Raw genomic sequence first — 26,213 nt, forward strand, 5'->3', positions numbered from 1 at the left:
AGGTACCGTCGATGAAAACCCCTACCCGCGGCCAACAGGCCATGCGTTCCGCCCCCTCGTCATTCTGGATCTCTGTCATGGAGCGATTCCTTACGCTCGTCGCACGCGGCATGTGCGTGCAGCACAAGGACGCGCAACTGTTCTGCATACCCGGTGCTACGGGTGTTCGTCTGCCGAAATAAACCGCTCTTCGCTACGTCGTTACCAAGTCTGAACAACAACAAGAATTTGGAGACAGACCTTCATGAAGACCAAGATTCGTTTCACCTCCCTGGCTCTGGCCCTGTTTCTGGGCAGCGGCACTGCACTGGCCGACATCAGGATCGGCGTGGCCATGTCGCAGTTCGATGACACCTGGCTGACCTATCTGCGCGAAGACATGAAAGATCATGCCAAGACCCTGCCCGATGGTGTCGACCTGCAGTTCGTCGATGCCCGTGCGGATGTGAACAAGCAGATCGATCAGGTACAGGAGCTCATCGGCAAGAAAGTCGACGCACTGATCGTCAATCCCGTGGATACCGCAGCGACCGCCCGTATCACCAAATTCGCCACGGCAGCCAAGATCCCGCTGGTGTACGTCAATCGTCGTCCCGACGATCCCAAGCTGCCCGAAGGTGTTGCCACCGTCACCTCCGATGATATGGAGGCTGGTCGCATGCAGATGCAATACATCGCCGAAAAACTGGGTGGCAAGGGCAGCGTCATGATCCTGCTGGGGGATCTGGCCAATAACTCGACGCAGAACCGCACTAAAGGCATCAAAGAAGTGCTGGGCAAATATCCCGACATCAAGATTGACCAGGAACAGACCGGTATCTGGTTACGCCAGAAAGGCATGGACCTGACCAACGACTGGATCACCCAGGGCAGAGCCTTCAATGCGGTGCTGGCCAACAACGACGAGATGGCAATTGGCGCTTCCATGGCACTTAAGCAGGCTGGCACCAAGCCCGGCAGCGTGCTGGTTGCCGGAGTGGACGGCACGCCTGACGGTCTCAATGCCGTGAAGCGTGGTGACTTGGCGGTATCGGTCTTTCAGGATGCTCACGGTCAGGCCACAGGCGCAATCGATGCCGCTGTGAAACTGGCCAAAAAGGAAAAGGTCGAGCCGCAGGCCATCCTGATTCCGTATCGCCTGATCACGCCTGAAAACGTCGACGAATTCACTAAAAAGAAACAGTGAAGAGGCCAGGGGAGGGCGCAAGCCAGCCCTCCCACAGCTTGCTGCCTGAGGAGTTTCGATCATGTTCGGTTCCGCTACCGCCACCCACCATGCCCAGCACGAGACGCCGTCCGCTGCTCGTGTCGATGACCCTGCTGCCACTGACGCTTCATCTCCCTATCTGCTGGAAATCAGCAATATCAGCAAGGGCTTTCCGGGCGTCATCGCCCTCAATGATGTACAGCTGCGGGTCCGGCCCGGCACTGTACTGGCCCTGATGGGCGAGAATGGCGCAGGCAAGTCGACCCTGATGAAAATCATCGCCGGGATCTATCAACCCGATACCGGCGAGATACGCCTGCGGGGCAATCCTGTGCGCTTCGATACGCCTCTGTCTGCCTTGCAGGCGGGTATTGCCATGATCCATCAGGAGTTGAACCTGATGCCGTTCATGAGTATTGCAGAGAACATCTGGATCGGCCGCGAACAACTCAACAGCCTGCACATGGTCGATCATCGGGAAATGTACCGCTGCACGTCCGAACTGCTGGAGCGCTTGCGCATAAGGCTCGATCCGCAGGAGCTGGTAGGCAACCTGAGCATTGCCGAGCGTCAGATGGTGGAGATTGCCAAGGCAGTGTCCTATGACTCCGACGTTCTCATCATGGACGAGCCGACATCGGCCATTACCGAAACGGAAGTCGCCCACCTGTTTTCCATCATTGGCGACCTGCGTGCCCAGGGCAAAGGCATCATCTATATCACCCACAAGATGAGTGAAGTGTTCGAGATTGCCGATGAAGTGGCGGTGTTTCGCGACGGCGCCTACATCGGTCTGCAGCGTGCGGAAAGCATGGACGGCGACAGCCTGATCTCGATGATGGTCGGGCGCGAACTGACCCAGCTCTTTCCCGAGCGGGAAAAACCCATTGGCGACCTGCTGCTGTCGGTGCGTGACCTGAGTCTGGACGGGGTATTCCAGGGCGTGTCCTTCGACCTGCATGCCGGCGAGATTCTTGGCATTGCAGGGCTGATGGGGTCCGGCAGGACTAATGTGGCCGAAACCCTGTTCGGTATCACGCCCAGTCAGGGCGGCGAAATACAACTCGATGGCGTGCCGGTGCATATTGCCGATCCGCATCAGGCCATCGAAAAGGGCTTCGCGCTACTGACTGAGGATCGCAAGCTGACGGGGCTGTTCCCCTGCCTGTCGGTCATGGAGAACATGGAAATGGCCGTTCTGGCCAACTATGCCGGCAATGGTTTTGTCCAGCAGAAAGCCCTGCGGGCGCTGTGCGAAGACATGTGCAAGAAGTTGCGTGTCAAGACGCCGTCCCTTGAGCAGTGCATCGATACGCTTTCTGGCGGCAACCAGCAGAAGGCATTGCTGGCCCGCTGGCTGATGACCAACCCCAGAATCCTGATTCTCGATGAGCCGACCCGTGGCATCGATGTGGGGGCCAAGGCAGAAATCTATCGCCTGATTTCCTTGCTGGCCGGTGAGGGTATGGCCGTGATCATGATTTCCTCCGAGTTGCCCGAAGTGCTGGGCATGAGTGATCGGGTCATGGTCATGCACGAAGGCGAAATGATGGGCATCCTCGATCGCAGTGAGGCCACCCAGGAAAAGGTCATGCACCTGGCTTCCGGCCATTTGGTTCACTGAGTTGCCCGTCCGGACGGGCGGCAGAAGAACAAGAGGGAAATGGAAATGAGCAACGCAATTTTGCAGAACAAACCGGCCCTGGCGCCGAACAAGAGCAAACGGCGGCTGCCTACCGAACTGAGTATTTTTCTGGTGCTGATCGGTATCGGGCTGGTCTTTGAACTGTTGGGCTGGATCGTGCGCGACCAGAGCTTCCTGCTCAACTCCCAGCGACTGGTGTTGATGATCCTGCAAGTCTCGATCATCGGCCTGCTGGCTATCGGTGTCACTCAGGTCATCATTACCACCGGTATCGATCTGTCGTCGGGCTCGGTGCTGGCCCTGTCGGCGATGATTGCCGCCAGTCTGGCGCAGACGTCGGATTTTTCCCGGGCGGTCTTTCCGTCGCTCACCGACTTGCCGGTCTGGATACCGGTGGTCGTGGGGCTTGGAGTCGGGCTGCTGGCCGGGGCAATCAACGGCAGTATCATCGCAATCACCGGGATTCCACCTTTCATTGCAACGCTGGGCATGATGGTGTCGGCTCGCGGACTGGCGCGTTTCTATACCGAAGGCCAGCCGGTGAGCATGCTTTCCGATTCCTACACGGCGATTGGTCAGGGGGCGATGCCGGTCATCATCTTTCTGGTTGTCGCGGTGATCTTTCACATAGCCTTGCGCTACACCAAGTACGGCAAGTACACCTACGCCATTGGCGGCAACATGCAGGCTGCCCGTACTTCGGGTATCAACGTCAAACGTCACCTGGTCATTGTCTACAGCATTGCGGGTCTGCTGGCGGGGCTGGCCGGGGTCGTGGCTTCGGCGCGTGCGGCGACAGGGCAGGCGGGCATGGGCATGTCCTATGAGCTGGATGCCATTGCCGCCGCCGTGATCGGCGGCACCAGCTTGGCCGGTGGCGTCGGGCGCATTACCGGCACCGTGATCGGCGCGCTGATCCTGGGCGTCATGGCCAGCGGCTTCACCTTTGTTGGTGTGGATGCTTATGTTCAGGACATCATCAAGGGGCTGATCATTGTGGTTGCGGTGGTAATCGATCAGTATCGCAACAAGCGCAAAGCCAAGCGTTGATAGCGGATGGAGCACAAAAGGGCCTTCAACAGGCCCTTTTGTGCTTTTTCCTTTACCGGAACTGATCTCTCTAAGCAGAGTCAGAGGCTCTTCACACAGGTATCAAGGCCTGATTTTCAGGGGCGTCGATGCAGTCGGGGTACAAAATCCCTTCAATTGTATTGCCGACGGGCCAAGCCGGCCTTAGACTGCCGCCCCTCGTAAATTGAGTGCCTGGTGGCGCTTGGAGATCATGGCGCTTTTACGGCAACGTTGAGCCGCTCCTCAATGCACGTTTTTTTATAGAGAAATCAATGACAAAGGAAAAGTTGCTGGCCATGCCGGCCGATGACTACATGAATGCTGAACAGCATGCTTTCTTCGTCGAGCTGTTGCAGGCCATGAAGGTTGAAATCCACGAGCGTATCGAGCAAAGCCGCATTGCTATCGAGAGCCTGGACACCCCGGCCGACCCTGCCGATGCTGCTTCGGTAGAAGAAGAGCGTCATTGGCTGGTCAATGTCATCGACCGTGATCAGCGTATGCTGCCCCAGCTGGAAATGGCCTTGTCGCGCATTGCCGATGACACCTTTGGCTGGTGCGACGACAGCGGCGAGCCTATTGGCCTCAAGCGCCTGCTGATCAGCCCGACGACCAAATATTGCATCGAGGCGCAAGAGCGCCACGAGCAGATCGACAAGCACCAGCGCCAGGCCTGATCCACAGGCTGGAGTGAGGTGTCACCTGACCGGGAGGCTATTTTAGCCTCCCGGTTTTCTTGCGCCTGTCATTTATGGAGGTCACGCAAGAGCGTTGATCAGTGGATTAAAACTTTTGTGTTTATTTTGTGGGTTTTGTTTTTCTGGTTGGTTGTAGTATTTATTTATTGTTTATTTAGAGTGGTGTTGATCCAGTTTGTAGGAGTGCTCTGTAAATCTATCCGTTGCTTGACTGTTTTGTGTTGCTGAGCAAGCTATTTAATCAAGTGTATTTAAATTTGTTAAATAGCGGTCATGCGAAATGGCTGTTTTCTACGGATGGATAGAAGATGAAAAATACAGGGACGGTTAATAAGGGGGGCGCAGTTTCTGACACGGCAGTACTCCGTGTTACGGTGCGTGCAGGCCTTTTCTTCGATGGTACAGGCAATAATCGCGTCAATAGCCAGATAGGGGCTGACTGTCGGGCCATGATGGAGGTCAATGCCCATAAACACATTGTCGAATGTTCGGGCAGGCACACCGACCCCAATAGCAGTTATAGCAACGACCTGAGTAATATTGCCCGCCTGGTTGCACTTTATCGTCATCAATATGTGGCCAGGAACGATGGGCAGGGATTGAAAGCTTATTGGCCCGTTTATATCAGTGGCACGGGAACAACTTCCGGAGCCGGTGATTCTCTTTGGCCGGGGCAAAGTTTTGGCCGTGGTACGACAGGCGTTACCGCCAAGGCCGAGCATGCAATCAAAAAGCTTGGTTCCCGTCTCAAGGCGTTTACGCTCGATAATCCCGGTTGTGTCATTGAAGCCCTTGAGCTGGATATCTTCGGTTTCAGTCGCGGCGCGGCCTCTGCCCGGCATTTCATCAACGAGGTCCTGAAGCAGGCTCAGGGTGCGCTTGAGCCGGTATTGGCAAGTCGCAAGGTCCCCTTGAGTGCGGATTTCGGCTGGGAGAGTGGCAGCGTGAGGCTCAAGGTTATCGGCCTGTTCGATACAGTGGCCGCGATTGGCAGCTTCCGGGATTTCTACACTGTCCGCGACTCTGCCAGCAACCGGGTCAATCTGTATTTGCCACCGGGCTGTGCCCAGCAGGTACTGCATCTGGTGGCGCGTGATGAGTCACGACGCAACTTTGCGCTCAACAGCATCGCCCCTGACTGGAGCCGGGAGATCGTACTGCCGGGAGCCCATGCCGATATTGGCGGTGGTTATCATCCACAGATGGAAGAAAAACTGCTGTTGACCCGGCCCCGCATGAGCGTGCTCTGCCAGTACACCTCCTGTGAGTCGAGCGCGGCCTGGTTGCAGGCGCAGCAAGACTTGCAGGCGCTGGATGCCGGACAGTGGATCGACCCTCTGGACCGCCAGGCCTCGTTGCAGGTGGAATGTTGCGAAACCTATGGTCGTGCGCATACTGCCGCTTTCGGGCTCAAGACCGTGGTGGCTGCTGCCTGTTTACGTCGTCAGGTGTTCGGGCATCTGTCGCGGGTCTATCTGCGGGTCATGCATGCACTGGCTTGTGATGAAGGCGTGCCGTTCGGGCCGGTTCCCGACACTGCTGAGCTGCGGCTCGTTCCAGAGCTGGAAAGCATCTGCCGCAAGTTGATCAGCTATGCCCGCGGCGGTGCCTATACCCTGGACGAGCAGGAAGAGCGCCTGCTGCGCTGGCGCTACATTCATCACTCGGCGCACTGGAATGCGATCATAGGCCGGGTCGGCAGCTTCAGTGATGCCGTATTCGTGCATGCGCCAGAGCCGGGAGGGCGTGTCCGGTATCCCAATACGAATCAGGCTGGATACCGGCATTGACGTGCAGGTGTCATGGGCTCTTGTGCAGCAACACATTGAGTTCGTCGACCACAGGAGCCCAGTCGGCATCTTCGCGAAGTTCTTCCTTCAGGAACCGGGCCTGTTGGGGTGTCCAGAACTCGGCGTCGATCAGTTTCACATCATCAGGCAGTGAATGGTTGGCAATGAAGTTCTGGATGCTATCCTCATCCGAGTCCAGGCCCAGTTGGGCGAACAGGTTGGGCAGAGAGTGGGTTGGCAGTTCCATGTCATCTCCTTGGCTACAGGGTTGGCCTTTGTCCTTTATAGGAGTGCCGACGACGGACAAGAGTTCGACGAACCTTTTATTGATCCGGCGACAGGTGCTAATGTCTGTCTCGCGTGTCGAACCTTGCCGCTTTCCCTGTCTCTGATATCTCTCTGTACAAAAGGTATATATGCCGCTGGCGTTGTCTGTCGGTAGAATCCGCCTCCAGCCTGCCCGGCAGGGTGGCGACCATGGAATCATCGCTCGCAGTTTCAGTGCGTGTCAGCAGGTATTTCAGCCGCTCCAGCGGCTTGTATGGATGCTTATTTTTTGACTGTCCTGGCTTTGTCAGGCAGCTTTATTTTCATGTTCGAGGATTTGTACATTGGCTGTAAGTAACCTGGATACCCATTCTCTGTTTGTGCTCGGTGATCTACGTGCGCAGTTGGTCAAGCAGTTCCAGTCACGTTTTGTCTATGTCACCGAGCAGTCGCCCGACGGCATCTACATGTCTGAAATCGATACCGAAACAGCACTGGTAGTCGATGACAAGCCGCGCCTTGAACTCAAGGTGGGGGATCATTTTCGCGCTTCGGTCCTGCCCAGCCGTGAAGGCGGAAAGTTTGAATTGAAGTTCCGCGATATCAAGTTCACCGTCTACGGGTTGGGCGATTACGCCTATGTCGATATTCCTGAAGGCCACGGCATCGTTTTCAGGGAAGGTCATGGCGTGTTCATGGTCTTTGCGGCCAATGAACAATTGCAGGGCGGTTTGAGCAAGCCTCTGAAAGCGGCCATCGGCAAGGCTGCCAAATGGCGCAAGGGTGAGCTGACCTTCAAGGCCAGCGAGTGATTCAAGCCTGACTGCAAGTCTTCGCGAGCAGGGCCGCCCGCGAAGTGATCAATGACGTTTCAGTTTTTCACTGAGTCTCGTGCGGGACGATCGCCACTGACTTCTGGCGGAACATCGTTATCTCCGGCCATGCGCTTGCGGAACAGTCCGGTACGGGCCAGCAGCAGCGTGGTGACCGGCACGGTGATCGACAGCAGGACTGGAATCAGCCAGGCGTGAATCACCGGTCCTGATTTCAGTGCCGAGAAATAAATGATCGAAGCCAGTGCAACGAGCCAGGCTCCCAACGTGGAGGCAAGGGCCGGTGGGTGCATACGCTGAAAAAAGGTCTTCAGGCGCAACAGGCCCAAGGCGCCGGTCAAGGCGAACACACTGCTGGTAACCAGCAGTAACGAGGTAATGACCTGCACCCAGAAGGGAAGGGTCTGTAGCGAATTCATTCGATCACCTCTCCGCGCAACAGGAATTTGGCCAGGGCAAAGGAGCCGACGAAACCGAACAGGGCGATCAGCAGGGCTGCCTCGAAATAGGTGTCGCTGGCATAGCGTATGCCCAGCACCAGCATCATCAGCATGGCAATGACGTACAGGTAATCCAGAGCCAGTACGCGATCCTGTGCCGACGGCCCCCTGAACAGGCGAATCAGGGTAATCACCATCGCCAGGGCAAAGATGAGCAGGCTGAGCAGAATGGCATTGTCGAGCAGTGCAGTCATTCGAAAATCTCCATCAAGGGGCGCTCATAAGCTGTCTTGAAGTGCTCGATGAATTGCGCTTCATCTTCCAGATCGAACACATGCATCAACAGAATGCTGCGGTCCAGCGCCAGTTCCGACCAGACGGTGCCGGGCACCACAGTCGTGACCATCGCCAGTGCGGCAAGGCCGCTGGGGTCGCGCAGGTCCAATGGCACCTTGACGAACGCCGAGCGTGGCGGGCGACGTTTCAGGTTCCAGACCGACATGAATATCTGCAGGTTCGAGATTACTGTGTCGTAGCCCACCCGCAGGAAAAACTTCAGGATCGTGCCGGGTTTGCGAATGCGTACCGGAGTCGGTCGCAGAGGTGCCATGAGCATCGGAGCCAGGAAGCCGAATATCGCACCCAGCAATATAGTGCCGGGGCTGATGGAAAGGTTCAGCACCAGCCACAACACCCAGAGCGCCAGGGAAAACCATGGGGCGGGGAAGAAGAACTTCATCATGGCTGCACCTGTGAGACGTCTTTGGGGCTGGTCGGCCCTGGCACGGGGCGTGTGGCCATGACCGATTGCACGTACTGCGTGGGCGTATGCAAGGCGGCAGCGGTATCCTGTGTGTAGCGCAACAGCGGTTCTGCCTTGATCGTCAGGGCAATGCACAGACCCAACAGAATAATGATGGGCAGGCACTCATTGCGGCGCAACAGCGGTGAGGGGCTTTCCAGCGGAGTCCAGAAACGCTGGATGCCGAGGCGGGAAAAGGCAATCAGCGAAGCCAGGCCCGAGAAGATCAGCAGGCCGATCAATATCCAGCCTTGAGTGGAAATGGCCTCGTCCTTTGCCACGTCCAGCCCCAACGGGTTGAGCAGGGCGCTGAGCAGGGTCAACTTGCCGATGAAGCCCGAGAGCGGCGGCATGCCGATGATCAGCAGGGCGCAGGCCACGAAGCTCAAACCCAGAAAGGCCATGGTCATGGGAATGACCTGACCGACCACGGCTTTCTGCTCGTCATCCAGGTTGGTGCCCGGTGGCGGGTGCAGGGACTCCATATTGCGTGGCAACTGGTCTGCATCATCTTCGAGATGAATCTCGTTGGAGGAGCGTGAGCGCTCGATCAGTTCACCCAGCAGGAACATCGCGCTCAGCGCCAGGGTCGAGCTGACCAGATAGAACAGCGCACCCGAGGTCAGGCTCGGCTGAGCGAAACCGATGGCCGCCAGCAGGATGCCTGCCGATACCAGAATGCTCAGGCTGGCCAGACGCTCCAGGCGCTGGGCGGCGATGATCGCGACGGCTGCGGTGACGATGGTTGCCATGCCGCCATAGATCAGCCAGTCCCCGCCGAAGAAGGCAGAAGGCCCGGCCTGTTCGGAGAACAGCAGCGTCCACAGGCGCAGCAGGGTGTAGATGCCGACCTTGGTCATGATGGCGAACATGGCCGCAACCGGGGCACTGGCTGCTGAGTAAGCCGGCACCAGCCAGAAGTTCAGCGGCCACATGCCGGCCTTGGCCAGAAATGCGGTGGCCAGAATCGCTGCGCCCGCATGCAGCAGGCCGAGGTCGGATTCCGGCACCTGAGGGATCTTGATCGCCAGATCTGCCAGGTTGAGAGTGCCTGTTACGCCGTAGATCAATGCGGCGCCAATCAGGAACAGCGATGAAGCCAGCAGGTTGATCGAGATGTAATGCAGGCCCGCCGACACCCGGGCACGACCCGAACCGTGCAGCATCAGGCCATAGGAAGCCGCCAGCAAGACCTCGAAGAACACGAACAGGTTGAACAGGTCTGCGGTCAGGAAGGCGCCATACAGGCCCATCAACTGAATCTGGAACAAGGCATGGAAGCTGGCGCCTGCCCGGTCCCAGCGGGCCAGTGCGAACAGCAGCGCACACACGGCGATGATGCCGGTCAGCACCAGCATCAGGGCAGACAGGTGATCCACCACCAGCACGATACCGAACGGCACTTCCCAGTTACCCGGCAGATACACGCCGATGGTGCCCGTGGTGCCGCTCTTCTGGACCCACAACAGCAATGTGATGGAAATCGCCAGCCCGAGCATGCTCGACAGCAGGTTGATGCGACCCTTGAGCGGCCTGTGTTTTTCACCCAGCCAGAGCATCAGCCCGGCGGTCACCAGTGGCAACAGGATGGGAGCAACAATCAGTTGGTTCATCCAGCTCATGCCTTGGGCTCCCTGCCATCAACATGGTCAGTGCCGGTCAGGCCGCGGGACGCCAGCAGCACGACCAGGAACAGCGCGGTCATGGCGAAGCTGATGACGATTGCGGTCAGTACCAGCGCCTGTGGCAGGGGGTCGGTGTAATTGAGCAGATCCTGAGGAATGCCGTCCTTGATGATGGGCTCCTTGCCGATGAACAGGCTGCCCATGCTGAAAATGAACAGGTTCACGCCATAGGACAGCAGACACAGCCCCATCACCACCTGAAAGGTACGCGGGCGCAGTATCAGCCAGACACCGGATGCAGCGAGAACGCCAATGGCGACTGCGATGACTTCTTCCATCAGACGGCTCCTTGTGTAGTCGCGGATTCGGCCGCAGGGCGGACAATCGGTTTCGGCAACTGGGTCGGTCGATGGCTGCGAACCGACTGGTGGGCCAGCGCGGTAAGGATCAACAGGGTCGAGCCGACGACCACGGCATACACGCCCACATCGAAGAACAGAGCGCTGGCGAAATGGACCTCACCGAGTATCGGCAGGTCCAGATGCGCGGTATGGGTGGTCATGAACGGATACCCCAGAGCCATGGAAACCAGTCCGGTGGTGACAGCGCACAGCAGACCGGTGCCCATCCAGCGCAGAGGCCGCAGGCTCATCTGCGCCTCGACCCACTGGGTTCCGGCCACCATGTATTGCAGGATGAACGCCACGGACATCACCAGACCGGCGACAAACCCGCCGCCTGGCTGGTTATGGCCGCGCATGAACAGGTACATCGAAATCATGAACGCGATGGGCAGCAGCAGACGCACCAGCGCAGCCGGCACCATCATGAAACCCAGTGCCGTATCGCTTGCGCTGCGCGGGTTGATCAGATCAGTGACCACGTCACGGGCCAGCAAGCGTTGCTGGGTAGGCAGGGCGATGCTTTCTTTGGGTGGACGGAAACGGCGCAACAAGGCGAATACTGTCAGGGCCACGGCGGCAAGTACCGTGATTTCACCGAAAGTATCGAAGCCCCGGAAGTCCACCAGCATCACGTTGACCACGTTGGTGCCGCCACCTTCGGGCAATGCCCGGCTCAGGTAGAACGAAGAAATGGCGTTGGGGGTCTGGCGGGTCAGCATGGCATAGGACAGCAAGGCCATGCCGACACCGACCAGTGCGGACAGTGTCAGGTCGCGTATACGTCGGGTGCGGGCATTGAGGCGAGTACTGACCGATGGCGCAACATCTTCGTTACGTCGCGGCATCCAGCGCAGGCCCAGCAGAATCAGCACCGTGGTCACCACTTCGACCACCAGTTGGGTCAGTGCCAGATCCGGTGCCGAGAACCAGACAAAGGTGATGCAGGTCATCAGGCCACAGACGCTGACCATGATCAGTGCAGCCAGACGGTGATACTTGCCTTGCCATGCGGCCCCGAGGGCGCAGGCAATCGCGATCAGCCACAGGGTTACAAATACCCCGGAGCCCGGAATCTTCGGTCGGTCACCCCAGGTCAGGCCGCTGAAGTACATCGGGATAAAGCCCAGCAGTGTCGCGGTCAGGACCAGCATGAACAATTGCGGCTGCAGGCGACGGGTGCTGACCTGACGTTCAAAGCGTCGGGCCCAGTGCATCATGATCACCTGGCAACGCTCGAAAAACAGCTTGCCGTTGAGTCGCGATACCAGTGGCGGGCCGACAAAGCGTTCCTGACGGAACGACTTGCGCAGCAGCAGGTACAGTACGATGCCGCCGGCCATGGCGATCAGGCTCATGATCATCGGCGCGTTCCAGCCATGCCAGATTGCCAGGCTGTACTCGGGCAGCGTGTCGCCCACCACCGGTTGTGCAGCAGCGGCCAGCAGTGGCGCGACCGATTGAGCCGGGAAAATACCGACCACCAGACAGGCCATCACCAGCAACTCCACCGGCGCACGCATCCAGCGTGGCGGCTCGTGTGGCAGCAGGGGAAGGTCCTTGGCTGCCGGGCCGAAAAACACATCCACGGTAAAGCGCAGGGAGTAGGCGACGCTGAAGGCCCCTGCAATGGTTGCGATGATGGGCAACGCCATTTCCACCCAGGTCGTGGCGGAAATGAACACGGTTTCGGCGAAGAACATCTCTTTGGACAGGAAGCCGTTGAGCAGCGGCACCCCAGCCATCGAAGCGCTTGCAACCATGGCCAGTGTCGCGGTGTAGGGGATCAGCTTTATCAGGCCGCTGAGACGCCGGATATCCCGGGTCCCGCTTTCGTGGTCGATGATCCCCGCCGCCATGAACAGTGAGGCTTTGAAGGTGGCGTGGTTGAGAATGTGGAACACAGCCGCAACGGCTGCCAGCGGGCTGTTGAGGCCCAGCAGCAAGGTGATCAGGCCCAGATGGCTAATGGTCGAGTAAGCCAGCAGGCCTTTCAGGTCATTCTGGAAAATGGCTGAGTAGGCACCCAGCACCAGCGTGCAGGCCCCGGCCCCGCTGACGATCCAGAACCACTGTTCGGTGCCGGACAGAGAAGGCCACAGGCGCGCAAGCAGAAACACCCCGGCCTTGACCATGGTAGCCGAGTGCAGATAAGCCGAGACCGGCGTCGGCGCGGCCATGGCATGAGGCAGCCAGAAGTGGAACGGAAACTGTGCGCTCTTGCTCAAGGCGCCGATCAGGATCAGGGTCAATAACACCGGGTACAGCGCATGGGCGCGGATCGCGTCGCCTGAGGCCAGCACGCGGTCCAGGTCATAACTGCCCACCACATGGCCCAGCATCAGCGCGCCCACCGGCACCTGTGACCATCAACGCCATGTAGGCACCGCGTCGGGCGTCATTGCGGTGGTGCCAGTAGCCGATCAGCAGGAAGGAAAAGACGCTGGTCAGTTCCCAGAAAAACACGATCTGGATCAGGTTGCCGGAGATCACCAGCCCCAGCATTGCGCCCATGAACGCCAGAAAGAAGGCAAAGAAGCGCGGAACAGGATCGTCCGGTGACATGTAATAGCGGGCATACAAGGACACCAGCGTGCCGATGCCCAGCACCATCATCGAAAACATCCAGGCAAACCCGTCCATGCGCAGGACGAAATTCAGTCCCAGGCTGGGCAGCCAGAAATATTCTTCACGAATCACACCGCCGTCGGCGATCTGAGGGAACCACAACGCCACCTGCACGGCACCGATCAGAGCGATCATGCCCGCGAGCAGGGATTCAGCGTTACGCGCGTTGTGCGGCAAAAGTGCCGCCAGACAGCTGCCGATGAAAGGCAGAAGCAGTAGAACTATCAGAGACATAGGCTTCTAATCTGCAGGGAAATGTCAAGCATCATACGTGCCAGACGTCGCATCTCCAAACCCATGGTTACGGGAATTTCCTACAAGAAGTGTCTGTTTTGAACATTGAGGCGTGTTTAGAGGGACGATATGCGCAGTTCAAGGGGCGTTAATCGCCTGTTGTTGCTGCAAGACACTGATCATTCGTGCGCCAGGTTGGGAGGTGATAGCTCTTTGCTTCGACTTCATCGAATTCAGTGTCGTCTTTACGATCATGGGCCTTGCGTGGCATGACGCCAGAAACATCAACCAGATATTTCAAAACTTCGCCGAGAGTGGGCGAGGTGTATCGTCTTTCCATCATGACTTCCTTGTGTGGGCATCCCTGCCCGTTGGATGTTACTTCTGATTGGGGTTGAGTTGCTTGCCGCGGTTGCCATGCACTTGGGAGTTTGTTTTGTTTGAGCCGCTTGTACCTCGGTTGGAGTTCAGGGCATCAGATCGCTGGTTATCCTGTTGACGCTTCTGAGAGGGTTGTTTCGCTGGCATGAGAATGACTCCTGGGTTGGAGTTCTCAGATTAGTCGAGTACTTGATGCCTGGGCGACGTCGAAAATGGCGACGTGTTTTTGCAAGATATTCAGGGCTCAGTCAAAATCCGGCAAGAGACGCCTGACTGATTTCTAGGAAGCGATATGGAATTAAGGGATATCACCACCTGGCTCAACGATATTCACTATGCGGCCGCCAGTGATATAGCCTAAGAGAGACTTTTCAGTGGCGACTCGTTGCACTTAGCAATTCAAGCCCGGCACTCAGTCTATTTTTCTCAGCGCGTCCACTTCCAGCTCCTGAGCCTTGCTCCGTGTCTTCATTTCACTGACGATCACACCCGCGACAATCAGCGCCGCGCCCAACAGTGCAATACCCGGCAAACGTTCACCAGCCAGCCGTCCGGCAATGCCCGCCCAGACCGGCTCGCCTGCGTAGATAACGGTGGCGCGGGTCGGGGAGACGCTTTTCTGGGCCCAGTTCATGGCGACCTGGATGACTGCGCTCATGGCGCCCAGGCCCACGGCGCTGATGACCAGAAGCCAGGAGAAACCCGGCAGGCTCTCTCCGGTGGGGACGATCATCAGGAACGCCAGTATCGAGGCGGTTGCCAGTTGCACGACGGTGACCCGTCGCACGTCGACCTTGCCCGCATAGGCGCCGATCATGATGATTTCGGCAGCGATCGCCACGGCGCTGATGATGGTGGCAACCTCTCCAGGGCTGAATTGCAGCGAGGCGCCTTCCGGTCCAGACAGCAGCATCAGGCCGCTGAAGGCCAGGGCAATGCCCAGGCTGGGCATCAGGCCGGGACGACGCCCCAGCACCAGCCATTGCAGCAATGGCACGCAAGGGACATACAATGCAGTGATGAACGCCGACTGGCTGCTGGGGATGGTTTGCAGGCCTATGGTCTGCAATCCGTAGCCGAGCATGATCGAAATGCCTATGAATAGGCCTGCCTTGAGTTCAAGCAAGGTGAGGTCACGCATTATTTTCATCGAGAACAGCGCTACGATGCAGGCCGCCGCTGCGAAACGCAGACCCACGAAAAACATCGGGCCGCTGACGGTGAGCGCGTGCTGGACCAGCAGGAATGTGCCGCCCCACAGGACAGTGATCAGGATCAATACCGCTTCAGCCTTGCTGACGCGCGGTACCCGGCGAATGGAGGTCATGACGATTTTCCAGGCTTTTAAAGCCTTGCATGCAATGGGACACGCAACACACAATGCGTCGCAAAATGTGTGCAGTATAATGCGCAAAGGGTCCAGATGAGCAATATCATGCACAAAGAAAACTCCCAGCGTGCCCCTGTGCTGCAGCATGTCAGCCACAACGTTCGCCGCCTGCGCAATGGCGCGGGGCTGAGTCAGAGCGCTCTGGCGGAAAAGTCCGGCGTCAGCCGCCGCATGCTGGTGGCTATCGAAGCGGGGGAGAAGAATGTCAGCCTCGCGACCCTGGACCGGGTGGCCGAGGCGCTGGAAGTGGCTTTCAGTGACTTGATCCAGGCCCCCGAGCTGGCGGATCACAGCCGTATCAATGAACTGGCCTGGGAAGGCACCCGGCCGGGCAGCAAGGCCGTGCTGCTGGCCAAGGCCCTCGCCCGGCGCGAGGTCGAGTTGTGGGAGTTCACTCTCGAGCCCGGGGATGTCTATGCATCCGAGGCAGATCCCGAAGGCTGGAGCGAACAGGTCTATGTCGTCGAAGGGCATCTGACCATTGGCTTTGCCGAGCCGGACAGGCAGCATCGGGTCGGTCCCGGCGAATTCTTCATGTTCCCCAGCAACCAGCCACATATGTATCGCAATGAAGGTGAGATTACCCTGCGTTTTGTACGCAATGTGGTGCTGTAAATACAGACTTCCCTGCAACCAGCCCGAGGCGATGTTCGATGCGAGATGACAAGACCCTGCCTGCCGTAGCCGATGTCCTGATCATTGGCGGGGGCCTGAGTGGCACCATGCTCGCAGTCCAGTTGCTGCGCCAGCCCGGCATGCGACGAATCCTGATCGTCGAGCCCCGTGCCGAGCTGGGCAGAGGAGAGGCCTACAGCGCTACTGAGCCGGGACATACCCTCAATGGCAATGCTGCCCGGATGAGTGCCGACCCCGACAACCCTGACGACCTGACCCACTGGCTGACCCAGTACCTGGCCGATGGCGGCTGGCCTGAGTCAAAGGAGCAATCGGTGCCGGTGTCGGTGCTGTTTCCGCCACGGGGCGTCTTTGGACTGTATGTGCAGCAACGTCTGCGGGAGGCTCAGGCGGTCGGGCAGGTTCACGGCTCCAGTGTCGAGCATGTTCACGGGGAAGCGGTAGATCTGCTGACGAACGAGTCGGGTGTCACAGTCACCCTGGCCGACGGGGCCGAGTTGCAGGCCCGTTTCGCGGTGCTGGCCACGGGAATGTACGCGGCTTCACGTACGCCGCAGCATCATTCCAATGGCCTCAATGCGGCAGCGCTCGATCCTTGGAACGTCGAGGTCATGCGTCGGCTGGATCCGCAGTCCACGGTGCTGATCATCGGTTCCGGGCTGACAATGGTCGATGCCGTGGTGTCCTTGCAGCAGTCCGGGCACCGTGGCCCCATCCGGGTGTTTTCCCGTCATGGCCTGCTGCCTCATGTCCGCCGTCAGCCGCCGGAGTGGGCCGACTTCCTGGACCAGGATCACAGTATTCGCAGTACCCGGCAATTGGTGCGCAAGGTGCGTGAACAGTGTGAGCTGGCCATCGAAAGCGGTATCGACTGGCAAGCCCCTCTGGATACGGTACGGGCCAATATCGGTCGTTTGTGGAACCAGGCTTCCGATCGCCAGCGCCGTCAGTTCGTCAGGCATGTGCGGCCCTGGTGGGAAAGCCATCACCATCGTTCGCCTCCGCCCAGTGCTGCGCTGCTCGCGGACCTGGTGCAACAGGGGCGCCTGACCATTCAGGCGGCCTCTTTGCAAGGGGTGAAGTCCGAGCTTCAGGGGCGGGTACACATTCAGATCCGGCATCGTGGCCAGAGCCAGTCGTCACTGGTTCCCGGAGATGCCCTGATCAACTCCACGGGGATCGAATACGACTGGCGCCGTGTAGACCGTCCCTTGCCACGCCAACTGCTGGCACGCGGCCTGATTCAGCCAGGCCCTCTGGCGTTGGGAATTGCCGCCGATCTCGATGGAGCAGTTCTCGATGCCAAGGGGCGCCGTTTATCGCGTCTGTTTGCCATGGGCCCGCCGCTGCGGGGCATGTGGTGGGAAAGTACCGCGGTGACCGATGTGGCGATCCAGGCCAAGGCATTGGCCTTGCGCCTGACTGATTTGCTCTCAGATCGATAGGTGCAGCATCTGCTCGCCTTGCAGGTTTTCACCGGGGCGACGTTTGTTGACGGCCAGCTCGCCGATGCGAATCAGGTGCGCCCGTGTGACATTGCGGGTCAGCCCCAGCAGGTTGGCGGTGTGTACCTGATTGTGATGGCAGAAGCGATAAGCCGCTCTTAGCAGGGCATCTTCGACTTTCTCATGCAGCGCCCCGGCCTGTTCTTCAAACAGCTTTTGGAAGGCGCGCTTGAGCAGTTCTTCCGCCGACTCATCGGCCCTTGGCGATTCTTCCTGGCGCTCGATCCTAAGGTTCGAGAGACGCAGGTCTTCATGCTGGATGATTCCGTTACGGCAGACCAGCAAGGTGTGGTGGATAACGTTTTCCAGTTCGCGAATATTGCCCGGCCAGCTGTAGCCCTTGAGCTTCAGTTCGGCTTCGGCACTGATGCGTATCGGGCCGTAGTTCAGGCGCTGGCTGTAGATGTCGATGAAGTGTCGGGCCAGCGGCAGAATATCTCCCGGCCGCTCGCGCAGCGGGCTCAACTCCAGATTGACCACGTCCAGCCGGTAATACAGATCCTCGCGGAAATGTCCGGCATTGATGGCTTTTTCCAGTTGCACGTTGGTCGCGGCCAGCACCCGTACATTGATGGGAATGCTCTTGCGCGAGCCCAGGCGTACGACCTCGCGCTCCTGCAAGACACGCAGCAGCTTGACCTGCAGAGGCATGGACAGATCGCCGATTTCATCCAGAAACAGCGTGCCGCCATCGGCCTCTTCAAACCAGCCGGATTTGGCGCTCAGGGCACCGGTGAAGGCGCCTTTCTCGTGACCGAACAGTTCGGCCTCGATCAGGGATTCGGAGAATGCGCCGCAGTTGACCGCCACGAAAGGTTTGTCGCGGCGATGACTGAGTTCATGGATATGCCGTGCAACCAGCTCCTTGCCGGTGCCGGTCTCCCCGATGATCAGCACACTGGCATCGCTGGGCGCCACTTGCTGCACGTGGGCCAGCAAGTCTCGGGATTTCGGGTCCTCGAAAACCTGGGCCGTAGCCCGGATCGAAGTCGCCAGGGCTGGCGAGGGCGGCAAGGTCAGCAGTTGCACAGACATCACTTGGCCTGCGGTGGCAGATCATTGGCGATCATTTCGCCAAAGGGGCCGGTGAGGTTGGTAATGCCGCGTCCTGCCAGGCTGGCGTAAGGCTCGGGCAGCAGCGGGAACACCAGCTCGGCAAAACGATAGGCTTCCTCCAGGTGCGGGTAGCCGGAGAAGATAAAGCTCTCGATGCCCAGATCCGCATATTCCTTGATGCGTGCCGCCACTTCCTGCGGGTTGCCCACCAATGCCGTGCCGGCACCACCGCGCACCAGACCGACGCCGGCCCACAGGTTGGGGGCGATTTCCAGGTTGTCGCGACGACCATCATGCAATGCAGCCATGCGGCGCTGACCTTCGGAGTCGAAACGGGAGAAGGATTTCTGTGCGGCGGCGATGGTTTCGTCGCTGATGTGTTCGATCAGGGTGCTGGCCGCTTTCCAGGCTTCTTCGCTGGTTTCGCGCACGATCACATGCAGACGGATACCGAATTTGACGGTGCGGCCCTTGCGTGCAGCACGCTCGCGGACATCGGCCAGTTTCTCGGCCACGGCGGCAGGTGGCTCACCCCAGGTCAGGTAGACATCCACCTGATCGGCGGCCAGGTCATGGGCAGCGTCGGAAGAACCACCAAAGTACAGGGGCGGATACGGTTTCTGGATCGGTGGATACAGCGCCTTGGCGTTCTGCACGCGCAGATGCTTGCCCTCGAAATCCACGGATTCGCCTTGCAACACGCGACGCCAGATTTTCAGGAACTCGTCGCTGACTTCGTAGCGTTCGCTGTGATCGAGGAAACTGCCATCGCCACGGTTTTCATCCGGGTCGCCACCGGTGACCACGTTGATCAGCAAGCGGCCACCTGAGAGGCGGTCCAGAGTCGCGGCCATGCGCGCCGAGACCGTCGGAGAAATGATCCCCGGACGAATCGCCACCAGAAACTTCAGGCGTTCGGTCAGCGGCACCAGCGCCGAAGCGATGACCCAGGAGTCTTCGCAGGAACGGCCGGTAGGAATCAACACACCGTGATAGCCCAGGTCATCGGCAGCCTGCGCCACCTGCTTCAGGTAATTGAGCGTGACCGGGCGTGCGCCTTTGGTCGTACCCAGAAAATGACCATCGCCGTGGGTGGGAAGAAACCAGAAAACGTTCATGACAATTCCTTGGGAAGATCAGGCAGTGTTGATAGCTGAACAGCACCTACTGTTGCCTCGCAGACAGTTGGCTCACAGCATGGGAGTGGTGCCAGTTATAAAGGCTGCGATTTATTCCGTAAAAGAACGAAAAACAATATTTTTATAATTGGATTGAATATAGGTGTTGATTTTCTGCATTTGCAGCTGCATAGGCGTGCGTTTTCCAGGATATTTCAACGCTTGTCACTGCTCTGCAACTTTGCTTGGGCGGTCCTGTCATTTTTAACGATGAATAAAGAGAGACACGTAACGGGAAGGGCAGGTCCGACCCTTGGCAAGGTATCGAAACAGGCAACGCATCACGCTAAAGAGGTTGAGGCAGCTGGCTGCCGAACCCATCAGGAGAACGCCATGATCCCATCGACCGGATTCACTCGCAGGCGGCTGCTCACTCTTGCTGCCGGTACCGCAGCAGCGATGGCATTCGATACCGCCGCTGCGAACGACAAGCCGCCGACCATTCCCTCTCCGTCTTCACCCTCGAAGCTGACCCAGGAAGGCAAGACTATGCTGACCCGAGCGATCCCCTCCAGTGACGAGCCCATTCCCGTGGTCGGGTTGGGCACTTATCGCGGTTTTGATGTGGCGACTTCAAGCCCGGCCTACAAGCAATTGCGTGCCGTGCTCGATGCGCTGTTTGCGGCGGGTGGCAGCGTCATCGACAGCTCGCCCATGTATGGCCGTGCCGAGCAGTCGACGGGCGAATTACTGTCCATCCACGAACCCCGTTCGCCTGCCTTTGTGGCGACCAAGGTCTGGACCCGTGGGCGCAAGGAAGGCATTGCGCAGATGGAGGACTCTTTCCGGTTATTGCAGACCGAACGTATCGACCTGATGCAGATTCACAACCTGCTGGACTGGAAAACACACCTGCCGACCCTGCGTGAATGGAAGGAGCAAGGGCGCATTCGCTACATCGGCATCAGCCATTACACCTCGTCGGCCTATGACGAAGTGGAAGCTGTTCTCAAGGCCGAGCCGCTGGATTTTCTGCAGATCAACTATGCGCTGGATGATCGGGTCGCCGAGAAGCGCTTGCTGCCGCTATGCCGCGAGCGCGGCGTGGCAGTGATCTGCAACCGGCCGTTTGGCGGCGGAGGCTTGCTTTCGCGACTCAAGGATAAACCTTTGCCTGGCTGGGCCGGGCAGGTGGAAGTGAACAGCTGGCCGCAACTTGCGCTCAAGTTCCTGCTGGCCAATCCGGCGGTGACCTGCGTGATCCCCGGCACCGGCAACCCGCGCTATATGGCCGAGAATGCTGGTGCAGGATTCGGCCCGATGCTGACCGATGCTCAGAGGCAGCAGTTGATTGCGTTGGTGGGTTGACGATTCGCGAATGAATTCGCTCCTGCACACTCTTTAGGAGCGAATTAATTCGCAAAATCAGCCACTTACAGAATCCTGTACAGCAACCGCTCGATTCTGACCCGGCTGACCCGGCGCAGAAACTTGCTCACGCCTTCGGGGTAATTGGCCAGGGTATCCAGCTCGTCGTACTGCCCAACCCGCTGGGTGTTCTGCATCAACTGTTGAATCTCTTCTTCCCGCGGCTTGAGCCACTGGCCCTTCGGGTCATCGATCAGCAGGCCGTTTTCCAGGTCCAGGTTGAAGGCGCGAGGGTTGAGGTTGTTGCCGGTCAGCAAGGTATAGCGATCGTCTACCCAGACGCCCTTGAGGTGGAACGTGTTGTCGCCGTGCTTCCAGAGATGCAGGTTCAGTCGGTGCTGGGCGATGGCCTTCTTGTGCTTCTGGGCGAAGCGACGCAGGCTGATTTCATACAGATAGGGCAGGGCAGAAATGACCTTGAACGGCTCCTCGGGAGGAATGAAGAAGTCGTTGGCGGTCTTGTCGCCGATGATGATGTCGACTTTCACACCGCGCTTGAGGGCGCGATTGATTTCCCGGGTCACCGCCACTGGCATATTGAAATAGGGGGTGCAGATGGTCAGTTGCGTCTTGCTGGCGGCGATCAGGTCGCAGATGGCCCGGTTGAGCGGGTTACGCGGGCCGACGCCCAGCAGCGGCATGATGCGCAGCTCACCGTTTTCCTTGTCGCCTGCGCTGGTTTCGTAGGCGGCGCGCTTCAGGTTGCTGCGAAAAGCCCTGATCTCGCCACGAAGGCTGCGGGAATCGGGGGGCGATTGAAGGTCCAGGCGGTGAACGGCAGGCGAAGGCAGGATTTCACGCTGCACCATGTCCACGAAGCTGTCGGCCAGTTGTGTGTTCTGGATCAGGTGATAACGATCCAGACGGTATTTGTCGAGCTTGTGCAGGTAAACGTTATTGATGCTGGCGCCGCTATAGATGACGCAGTCGTCGATGATGCTGCCCTTGAGATGCAGGACGCCGAACAGCTCGCGGGTCTGCACCGGCACGCCATGGATCGGGACTTCCTCGTCGTACTCCAGATTCTGCGCCTGATACCAGGCCGAGTTTCCTGCCTGACGTCCCGCTCCGATCAGGCCACGCTGGGCACGAAACCAGTCCACCAGCACCACGACATCCAGTTCGGGACGTGCAGCCTTGGCGGCATACAGTGCGTCGAGGATTTCCTGGCCGGCTTCATCCTGTTGCAGATACAGGGCGATGATGTAGATGCGCCGGGTGGCAGAAGCGATCTTCTCCAACAGGCAGCGTCGGTATTCAGCGGCAGAAGGAACAAGGGTGATGGCATCGTCGGACAAGGCAAAACCGCGAAGCGTGGCCAGGGTCGAGCGTCGGAAGTTGGACTGCATAAGCCTCTCGAAGGGATAACCAGCAGCGCACGAGCTTACACCAGACTCGACACAAGGTCGCCGATGAAGTCTGTCGCAATGATGTCTGTTTGTAATGCACAGACCGCGTCGAGTCGCGCGGTCTGTGCGTTCGATCAGTAACCGTTACGTTTCAGAATCGAATCGATGCTGTCTTTGGCCGGGCGGCCATAGAACTTGAGGAGTTCCGTGGTGCGGTTGGTGAAGAAACCGTCGACACCCGCGGCGCTGATCTGCTTGAAGTCAACGGCCTCATCCACGGTGTAGGTGTGGACCACCATGCCTTTGTCGTGGGTGACGTTGTTCATCCAGGGTTTGACCAGGTCCATGTAGCTCTGGTCGCCGCCATCGGCGAGCTGCGAGGATGGACCGGTGCCGATGGCGCCATGAGCCTTGGCCCAGTCGATCCAGGCCACGAATTCTTCCTGGGATTTGATTTCCTGAGCGGCGTAATAGCTGGCCTTGTCCTTGAATCCCGAGTCCTTGAAAGGAACAGTGGATTTGGGTTCTATTGAACCTTCACCGATCCACAGCAACAGCACTTTGGGAACCTTGGGCATTTCCTTCTGCAGTAGCACCAGGCTGGATTTGTCGAAGGTCTGTAGCACGACGCGCCCTGGCGACTGGGCGACGTTCACATGGCCAGCCGCTGCTGCCGGGCGCGGGCTGAGCCAGCCGCGCTTGGCCAGGGCCTTCTTCAGGTCAGCCTCGATGCCCGGAAACTGGGTCGGGACTTTGGTCTCGATATACAGCCCCGGCTTGTTTGCGCCACCTTCGGCGATATCGATCACTTCATCCAGGGTCAGAATCTGCAGGCCTGCATACGTGTCGCGAGCCCGAGACGGGTAGGCCTTGTTGAACCAGCTGCCGGCATCCAGCTCCTTGAGTTCAGCAAGCGTGAAGCTGCTGACCGGGTCCTTGCTGCGCTTTGGATAGACCTGGGCGATATTGGTGGTGCGGTCGAGCGTGTCGTCATGCAGGGCAATCAACACCCCGTCCTTGGTGCGTTGAATATCCATTTCCAGATAGTCCGCGCCCAGATCCCGTGCCAGGGTGTAGGCCGGAATGGTTTCTTCCGGCGCATCGTACGACGCCCCGCGGTGCGCAATGACCGCAGGCCATGGCAAACCGTTCTTCTCACTTATCACCTTGCCCGGAGCATCGGCTGCCGATGCCGTACCTGCCGACAGCATCACACCTGCCATAAGTGCGGTTGCCAACAAACGGTTCAAGGGTTTTTTGTGAGACGGGAATAGGGAAAATCCTTGCATGATCTGCTTGTTCCTTATTTGCATGAAGGGTCATGACGAAGCCACAGCGTGAAGCATTAACAGCATTTACAGGAAATGGGATGACGATTCAAATCGCGTATGAGCCAACGCTGGCAACCTCAGATTTTTTCCTGCATGCGAATTGAGATTTTCCTCCATGAATTGATTTTTAAGACTACACAGAGCATCGCCTCTGCCCAATCCTCCCAAGTCGCGTTACTGTCAGTCTTTTCATGACCCGTTAAGGAAAAGTGCATGACGACGGTACTGGTACTGGTCGAGAGCGTTAATGAATATTTGCCGATTCTGGAGAGCAGCGGTTTTCGCTTGATCCGTGCGCCCACGGCCGCTTTGCGTGCCGAAGCCATTGCTGAGCATGGCCATGAAATTTCCGCTGTAATGACCCGAGGTCCTCTGGGGCTGTTTGCCGAGGAAATGGACGCGCTGCCTCATTTACGGATCATCTGTGTATCGGGTGCCGGTTACGAGAAGGTCGACCTTGCGGCTGCCCAGGCTCGCGGAATCACCGTGACCAATGGCGCGGGGGTCAATGCGCCGACCGTGGCAGACCATACGATGGCGTTGTTGCTGGCGATCGTGCGCGATATCCCTCAGAACGATGCGTCTGTGCGGCGCAGTGAGTGGCGCAAGGTCACGTGCCCGTCATTTGCCGGCAAGCGCCTGGGGATTGTCGGTCTGGGGGCGGTCGGGCTGGCCATCGCCAAGCGGGCTCAGGCATTCGATATGTCGATCCAGTATCACAACCGCAAGGCCCGCAACGATGTGGATTACCTGTGGTACGCGACCGTGCTCGAACTGGCGGCGGCTTCGGATTTCCTGATCATTTCAACCCCCGGCGGCAATGGTACGCAGCATCTGATCGATGCCCGGGTGCTCGAAGCATTGGGGCCGCAGGGCTATATCGTGAATATCGCCCGGGCCAGCGTCGTCGATACCCAGGCCCTGGTCGAAGCCTTGCAACAGCGCCGGATCGCGGGTGCGGGCCTGGATGTCTTCGATGATGAGCCGCAAGTGCCGGATGTCTTCAAGAACCTCGATAACGTGGTGCTGACGCCCCATGTGGGTGGGCTTTCTCCCGAGGCATCGAAGGATATGGTCCTGATGGTCAACAAGAACCTGCTGGCGTTCTTCTCCGGGCAACCGGTTCTGACGCCGGTCCATGATTGAGGCGATCAGCTCCGTTCTCACCCATTAGCAAAACCTGAGTGTGCATTCAGGCATTGAATGCTTGCCACAACGCCAATTCTGATTGCACTCAGGCACGCTTATAGTCCCGACCACACACACACACACACACATGGGAGGGGCATGGACATGCAAGACGGGAAAGGCACGACGCTGCGAATCGGTCTGGTAGGGGATTTCGATCCAGAGGTGCCTGCGCATCAGGCGATTCCACTGGCGCTGGATATGGCGACCGTCATAGACAGCCCTCAGGTTCAGCATCAATGGCTGCCGACACCGGAGATCCGTGAGGGCGAAATCCTCGCCGGTTTTGACGGTATCTGGTGTGTGCCCGCCAGCCCTTATCGGGATATGCAGGGAGCGTTGACCGCCATTCGTTTTGCCCGTGAGCGGCAGATACCGTTTCTGGGCACTTGCGGTGGTTTTCAGCATGCCTTGATCGAATATGCCCGCAATTGCCTGGGCTGGCAGGACGCCGAGCATGCCGAAACTTCACCGGATTCGCCTCACACCATCATCACTCCCTTGAGCTGTTCGCTGGTGGAAACCACGGCGGCTATTCAACTGCAGCCCGATTCGTTGATTGCTCAAGCCTACGGAACCTCTGAAATTGCCGAGCGCTATCGATGCCGCTATGGCCTGCGGCCTGAGCTGGAAGCCTCGATGTTCAAAAATGGGCTGAAGGTCAGCGGTCGCGGGCCGGAAGGGGATGTCCGCAGTATCGAGCTGCAAGGCCATCCGTTTTTTGTCGCCACTCTGTTCCAGCCAGAGCGGGCGGCCTTGCAGGGCGTGGTCCCGGCGCTGGTGGCGGCTTTCGTTCGGGCCTGTGCCCGTCGTGCTGAAGGAGTTTGTTCATGATCGCTGCACGCTTTCCAGCGCCTTATTACGCGGTGATCTTCACGTCGTTGCGCACGGCCCAAGGTGCCCATGATTATGAAGTGGCCGCCCACAGGATGGTCGAGCTGGCCAGCGAGCAACCGGGCTTTCTGGGAGTGGAGTCGGCTCGCGGTGAGGACGGCTTGGGAATCACCGTTTCCTACTGGACGGACGAGCAGGCCATTCTGGGGTGGAAGCAGCACATTGAACATGCCAGTGTGCGAGAGCAGGGACGTGCGCACTGGTATCAGGCCTGTACCACCAGAGTCTGCAAGGTCGAGCGGGACTATGCCTTTGAGGCCCAGACATACTGAAACAATGATTCAGCCCTTTGGCCC

Annotated in this window: 25 protein-coding genes and 1 pseudogene; 13 read left to right on the plus strand and 13 right to left on the minus strand. The window is 58.6% G+C overall.

The features are described 5' to 3' along the window. Positions 1-11: 11 nt before the first annotated feature. The 6 genes from KGD89_RS08765 to KGD89_RS08790 all read left to right on the plus strand — a co-directional run bounded on the left by KGD89_RS08765 (position 12) and on the right by KGD89_RS08790 (position 6,411). Positions 12-182: a hypothetical protein gene (locus KGD89_RS08765; protein ID WP_155951531.1), complete on the plus strand. Its 171-nt coding sequence runs from the start codon at positions 12-14 to the stop codon at positions 180-182. A gap of 62 nt (positions 183-244) precedes the next feature. Further along, positions 245-1,186 (plus strand): sugar ABC transporter substrate-binding protein, encoded by a 942-nt coding sequence (locus KGD89_RS08770; protein WP_025259411.1) that lies wholly within the window; start codon positions 245-247, stop codon positions 1,184-1,186. A gap of 61 nt (positions 1,187-1,247) precedes the next feature. Then, the gene (locus KGD89_RS08775) at positions 1,248-2,831 is read left to right on the plus strand and encodes a sugar ABC transporter ATP-binding protein (RefSeq protein WP_025259412.1); all 1,584 of its coding nucleotides are present in this window, start codon (positions 1,248-1,250) and stop codon (positions 2,829-2,831) included. Positions 2,832-2,876: 45 nt separating this feature from the next. Continuing rightward, on the plus strand, positions 2,877-3,902 hold the full coding sequence (locus KGD89_RS08780) for an ABC transporter permease (protein WP_025259413.1): 1,026 nt from the start codon (positions 2,877-2,879) through the stop codon (positions 3,900-3,902). Between the two features lie 293 nt (positions 3,903-4,195). Further along, positions 4,196-4,600 (plus strand): TraR/DksA family transcriptional regulator, encoded by a 405-nt coding sequence (locus tag KGD89_RS08785; protein ID WP_025259414.1) that lies wholly within the window; start codon positions 4,196-4,198, stop codon positions 4,598-4,600. Positions 4,601-4,929: 329 nt separating this feature from the next. Beyond that, positions 4,930-6,411: a T6SS phospholipase effector Tle1-like catalytic domain-containing protein gene (locus tag KGD89_RS08790; RefSeq protein ID WP_025259415.1), complete on the plus strand. Its 1,482-nt coding sequence runs from the start codon at positions 4,930-4,932 to the stop codon at positions 6,409-6,411. Positions 6,412-6,421: 10 nt separating this feature from the next. On the opposite strand, the gene KGD89_RS08795 is transcribed toward KGD89_RS08790, so the two are convergent. Further along, the gene (locus KGD89_RS08795) at positions 6,422-6,658 is read right to left on the minus strand and encodes a DUF2789 domain-containing protein (RefSeq protein ID WP_025259416.1); all 237 of its coding nucleotides are present in this window, start codon (positions 6,656-6,658) and stop codon (positions 6,422-6,424) included. Positions 6,659-7,022: 364 nt separating this feature from the next. Here KGD89_RS08795 and KGD89_RS08800 point away from each other — a divergent pair, with 364 nt between their 5' ends. Beyond that, on the plus strand, positions 7,023-7,490 hold the full coding sequence (locus KGD89_RS08800; protein ID WP_025259417.1) for a hypothetical protein: 468 nt from the start codon (positions 7,023-7,025) through the stop codon (positions 7,488-7,490). 59 nt (positions 7,491-7,549) lie between these two features. On the opposite strand, the gene KGD89_RS08805 is transcribed toward KGD89_RS08800, so the two are convergent. From KGD89_RS08805 to KGD89_RS08840, 8 genes and pseudogenes are all read right to left on the minus strand, one after another. Further along, positions 7,550-7,930, minus strand: a complete 381-nt coding sequence (locus KGD89_RS08805) for a Na+/H+ antiporter subunit G (RefSeq protein WP_025259418.1) — start codon at positions 7,928-7,930, stop codon at positions 7,550-7,552. Further along, positions 7,927-8,205, minus strand: a complete 279-nt coding sequence (locus KGD89_RS08810) for a K+/H+ antiporter subunit F (RefSeq protein WP_025259419.1) — start codon at positions 8,203-8,205, stop codon at positions 7,927-7,929. Before KGD89_RS08810 ends, KGD89_RS08805 begins: the two co-directional genes overlap by 4 nt. Beyond that, positions 8,202-8,690: a Na+/H+ antiporter subunit E gene (locus KGD89_RS08815; RefSeq protein WP_025259420.1), complete on the minus strand. Its 489-nt coding sequence runs from the start codon at positions 8,688-8,690 to the stop codon at positions 8,202-8,204. The genes KGD89_RS08810 and KGD89_RS08815 overlap by 4 nt, the downstream gene beginning before the upstream one ends. Further along, positions 8,690-10,375 carry a monovalent cation/H+ antiporter subunit D gene (locus KGD89_RS08820; RefSeq protein WP_025259421.1) on the minus strand — a complete coding sequence of 562 codons (1,686 nt, stop codon included), beginning with the start codon at positions 10,373-10,375 and terminating at the stop codon, positions 8,690-8,692. The genes KGD89_RS08815 and KGD89_RS08820 overlap by 1 nt, the downstream gene beginning before the upstream one ends. Then, on the minus strand, positions 10,372-10,716 hold the full coding sequence (locus KGD89_RS08825; RefSeq protein WP_007251310.1) for a Na+/H+ antiporter subunit C: 345 nt from the start codon (positions 10,714-10,716) through the stop codon (positions 10,372-10,374). The genes KGD89_RS08820 and KGD89_RS08825 overlap by 4 nt, the downstream gene beginning before the upstream one ends. Further along, positions 10,716-13,641, minus strand: a pseudogene (locus tag KGD89_RS08830) (monovalent cation/H+ antiporter subunit A). The gene KGD89_RS08825 and the pseudogene KGD89_RS08830 overlap by 1 nt, the downstream one beginning before the upstream one ends. A 148-nt stretch (positions 13,642-13,789) precedes the next feature. Then, a complete protein-coding gene (locus KGD89_RS08835) occupies positions 13,790-13,984 on the minus strand; it encodes a hypothetical protein (protein WP_155951532.1) in 195 nt (64 codons plus the stop codon). A 450-nt stretch (positions 13,985-14,434) separates the two neighbouring features. Continuing rightward, entirely contained in the window at positions 14,435-15,349 is a 915-nt protein-coding gene (locus KGD89_RS08840; RefSeq protein ID WP_025259424.1) for a DMT family transporter, read from the minus strand. A gap of 108 nt (positions 15,350-15,457) precedes the next feature. On the opposite strand from KGD89_RS08840, the gene KGD89_RS08845 reads away from it, so the two are divergent. Beyond that, positions 15,458-16,027 carry a helix-turn-helix domain-containing protein gene (locus KGD89_RS08845; RefSeq protein ID WP_025259425.1) on the plus strand — a complete coding sequence of 190 codons (570 nt, stop codon included), beginning with the start codon at positions 15,458-15,460 and terminating at the stop codon, positions 16,025-16,027. A gap of 38 nt (positions 16,028-16,065) precedes the next feature. Next, positions 16,066-17,493 carry an FAD/NAD(P)-binding protein gene (locus KGD89_RS08850; RefSeq protein WP_025259426.1) on the plus strand — a complete coding sequence of 476 codons (1,428 nt, stop codon included), beginning with the start codon at positions 16,066-16,068 and terminating at the stop codon, positions 17,491-17,493. Here KGD89_RS08850 and KGD89_RS08855 read toward each other — a convergent pair. Then, positions 17,482-18,588 carry a sigma-54 interaction domain-containing protein gene (locus KGD89_RS08855; protein ID WP_025259427.1) on the minus strand — a complete coding sequence of 369 codons (1,107 nt, stop codon included), beginning with the start codon at positions 18,586-18,588 and terminating at the stop codon, positions 17,482-17,484. The two genes, KGD89_RS08850 and KGD89_RS08855, sit on opposite strands and share 12 nt — an antisense overlap. Next, complete coding sequence (gene ssuD, locus KGD89_RS08860) at positions 18,588-19,727, minus strand: FMNH2-dependent alkanesulfonate monooxygenase (RefSeq protein WP_025259428.1); 1,140 nt, start codon at positions 19,725-19,727, stop codon at positions 18,588-18,590. The genes KGD89_RS08855 and ssuD overlap by 1 nt, the downstream gene beginning before the upstream one ends. A 393-nt stretch (positions 19,728-20,120) precedes the next feature. Here ssuD and KGD89_RS08865 point away from each other — a divergent pair, with 393 nt between their 5' ends. Next, complete coding sequence (locus KGD89_RS08865) at positions 20,121-21,095, plus strand: aldo/keto reductase (protein ID WP_025259429.1); 975 nt, start codon at positions 20,121-20,123, stop codon at positions 21,093-21,095. A 65-nt stretch (positions 21,096-21,160) separates the two neighbouring features. On the opposite strand, the gene pssA is transcribed toward KGD89_RS08865, so the two are convergent. Then, positions 21,161-22,504 carry a CDP-diacylglycerol--serine O-phosphatidyltransferase gene (pssA, locus tag KGD89_RS08870; protein ID WP_025259430.1) on the minus strand — a complete coding sequence of 448 codons (1,344 nt, stop codon included), beginning with the start codon at positions 22,502-22,504 and terminating at the stop codon, positions 21,161-21,163. Positions 22,505-22,638: 134 nt separating this feature from the next. Continuing rightward, positions 22,639-23,793 (minus strand): glycerophosphodiester phosphodiesterase, encoded by a 1,155-nt coding sequence (locus KGD89_RS08875; protein WP_025259431.1) that lies wholly within the window; start codon positions 23,791-23,793, stop codon positions 22,639-22,641. Between the two features lie 255 nt (positions 23,794-24,048). Here KGD89_RS08875 and KGD89_RS08880 point away from each other — a divergent pair, with 255 nt between their 5' ends. The 3 genes from KGD89_RS08880 (at position 24,049) to KGD89_RS08890 (ending at position 26,189) form a co-directional block, all read left to right on the plus strand. Then, positions 24,049-24,981 (plus strand): 2-hydroxyacid dehydrogenase, encoded by a 933-nt coding sequence (locus tag KGD89_RS08880; RefSeq protein WP_025259432.1) that lies wholly within the window; start codon positions 24,049-24,051, stop codon positions 24,979-24,981. Between the two features lie 141 nt (positions 24,982-25,122). Continuing rightward, positions 25,123-25,857, plus strand: a complete 735-nt coding sequence (locus KGD89_RS08885; RefSeq protein WP_025259433.1) for a CTP synthase C-terminal region-related (seleno)protein — start codon at positions 25,123-25,125, stop codon at positions 25,855-25,857. Continuing rightward, the gene (locus KGD89_RS08890; RefSeq protein ID WP_025259434.1) at positions 25,854-26,189 is read left to right on the plus strand and encodes an antibiotic biosynthesis monooxygenase family protein; all 336 of its coding nucleotides are present in this window, start codon (positions 25,854-25,856) and stop codon (positions 26,187-26,189) included. Before KGD89_RS08885 ends, KGD89_RS08890 begins: the two co-directional genes overlap by 4 nt. The last annotated feature ends 24 nt before the right edge of the window (positions 26,190-26,213 follow it).

This window comes from Pseudomonas cichorii, from assembly GCF_018343775.1.
In the GTDB taxonomy this organism is placed as follows: domain Bacteria; phylum Pseudomonadota; class Gammaproteobacteria; order Pseudomonadales; family Pseudomonadaceae; genus Aquipseudomonas; species Aquipseudomonas cichorii.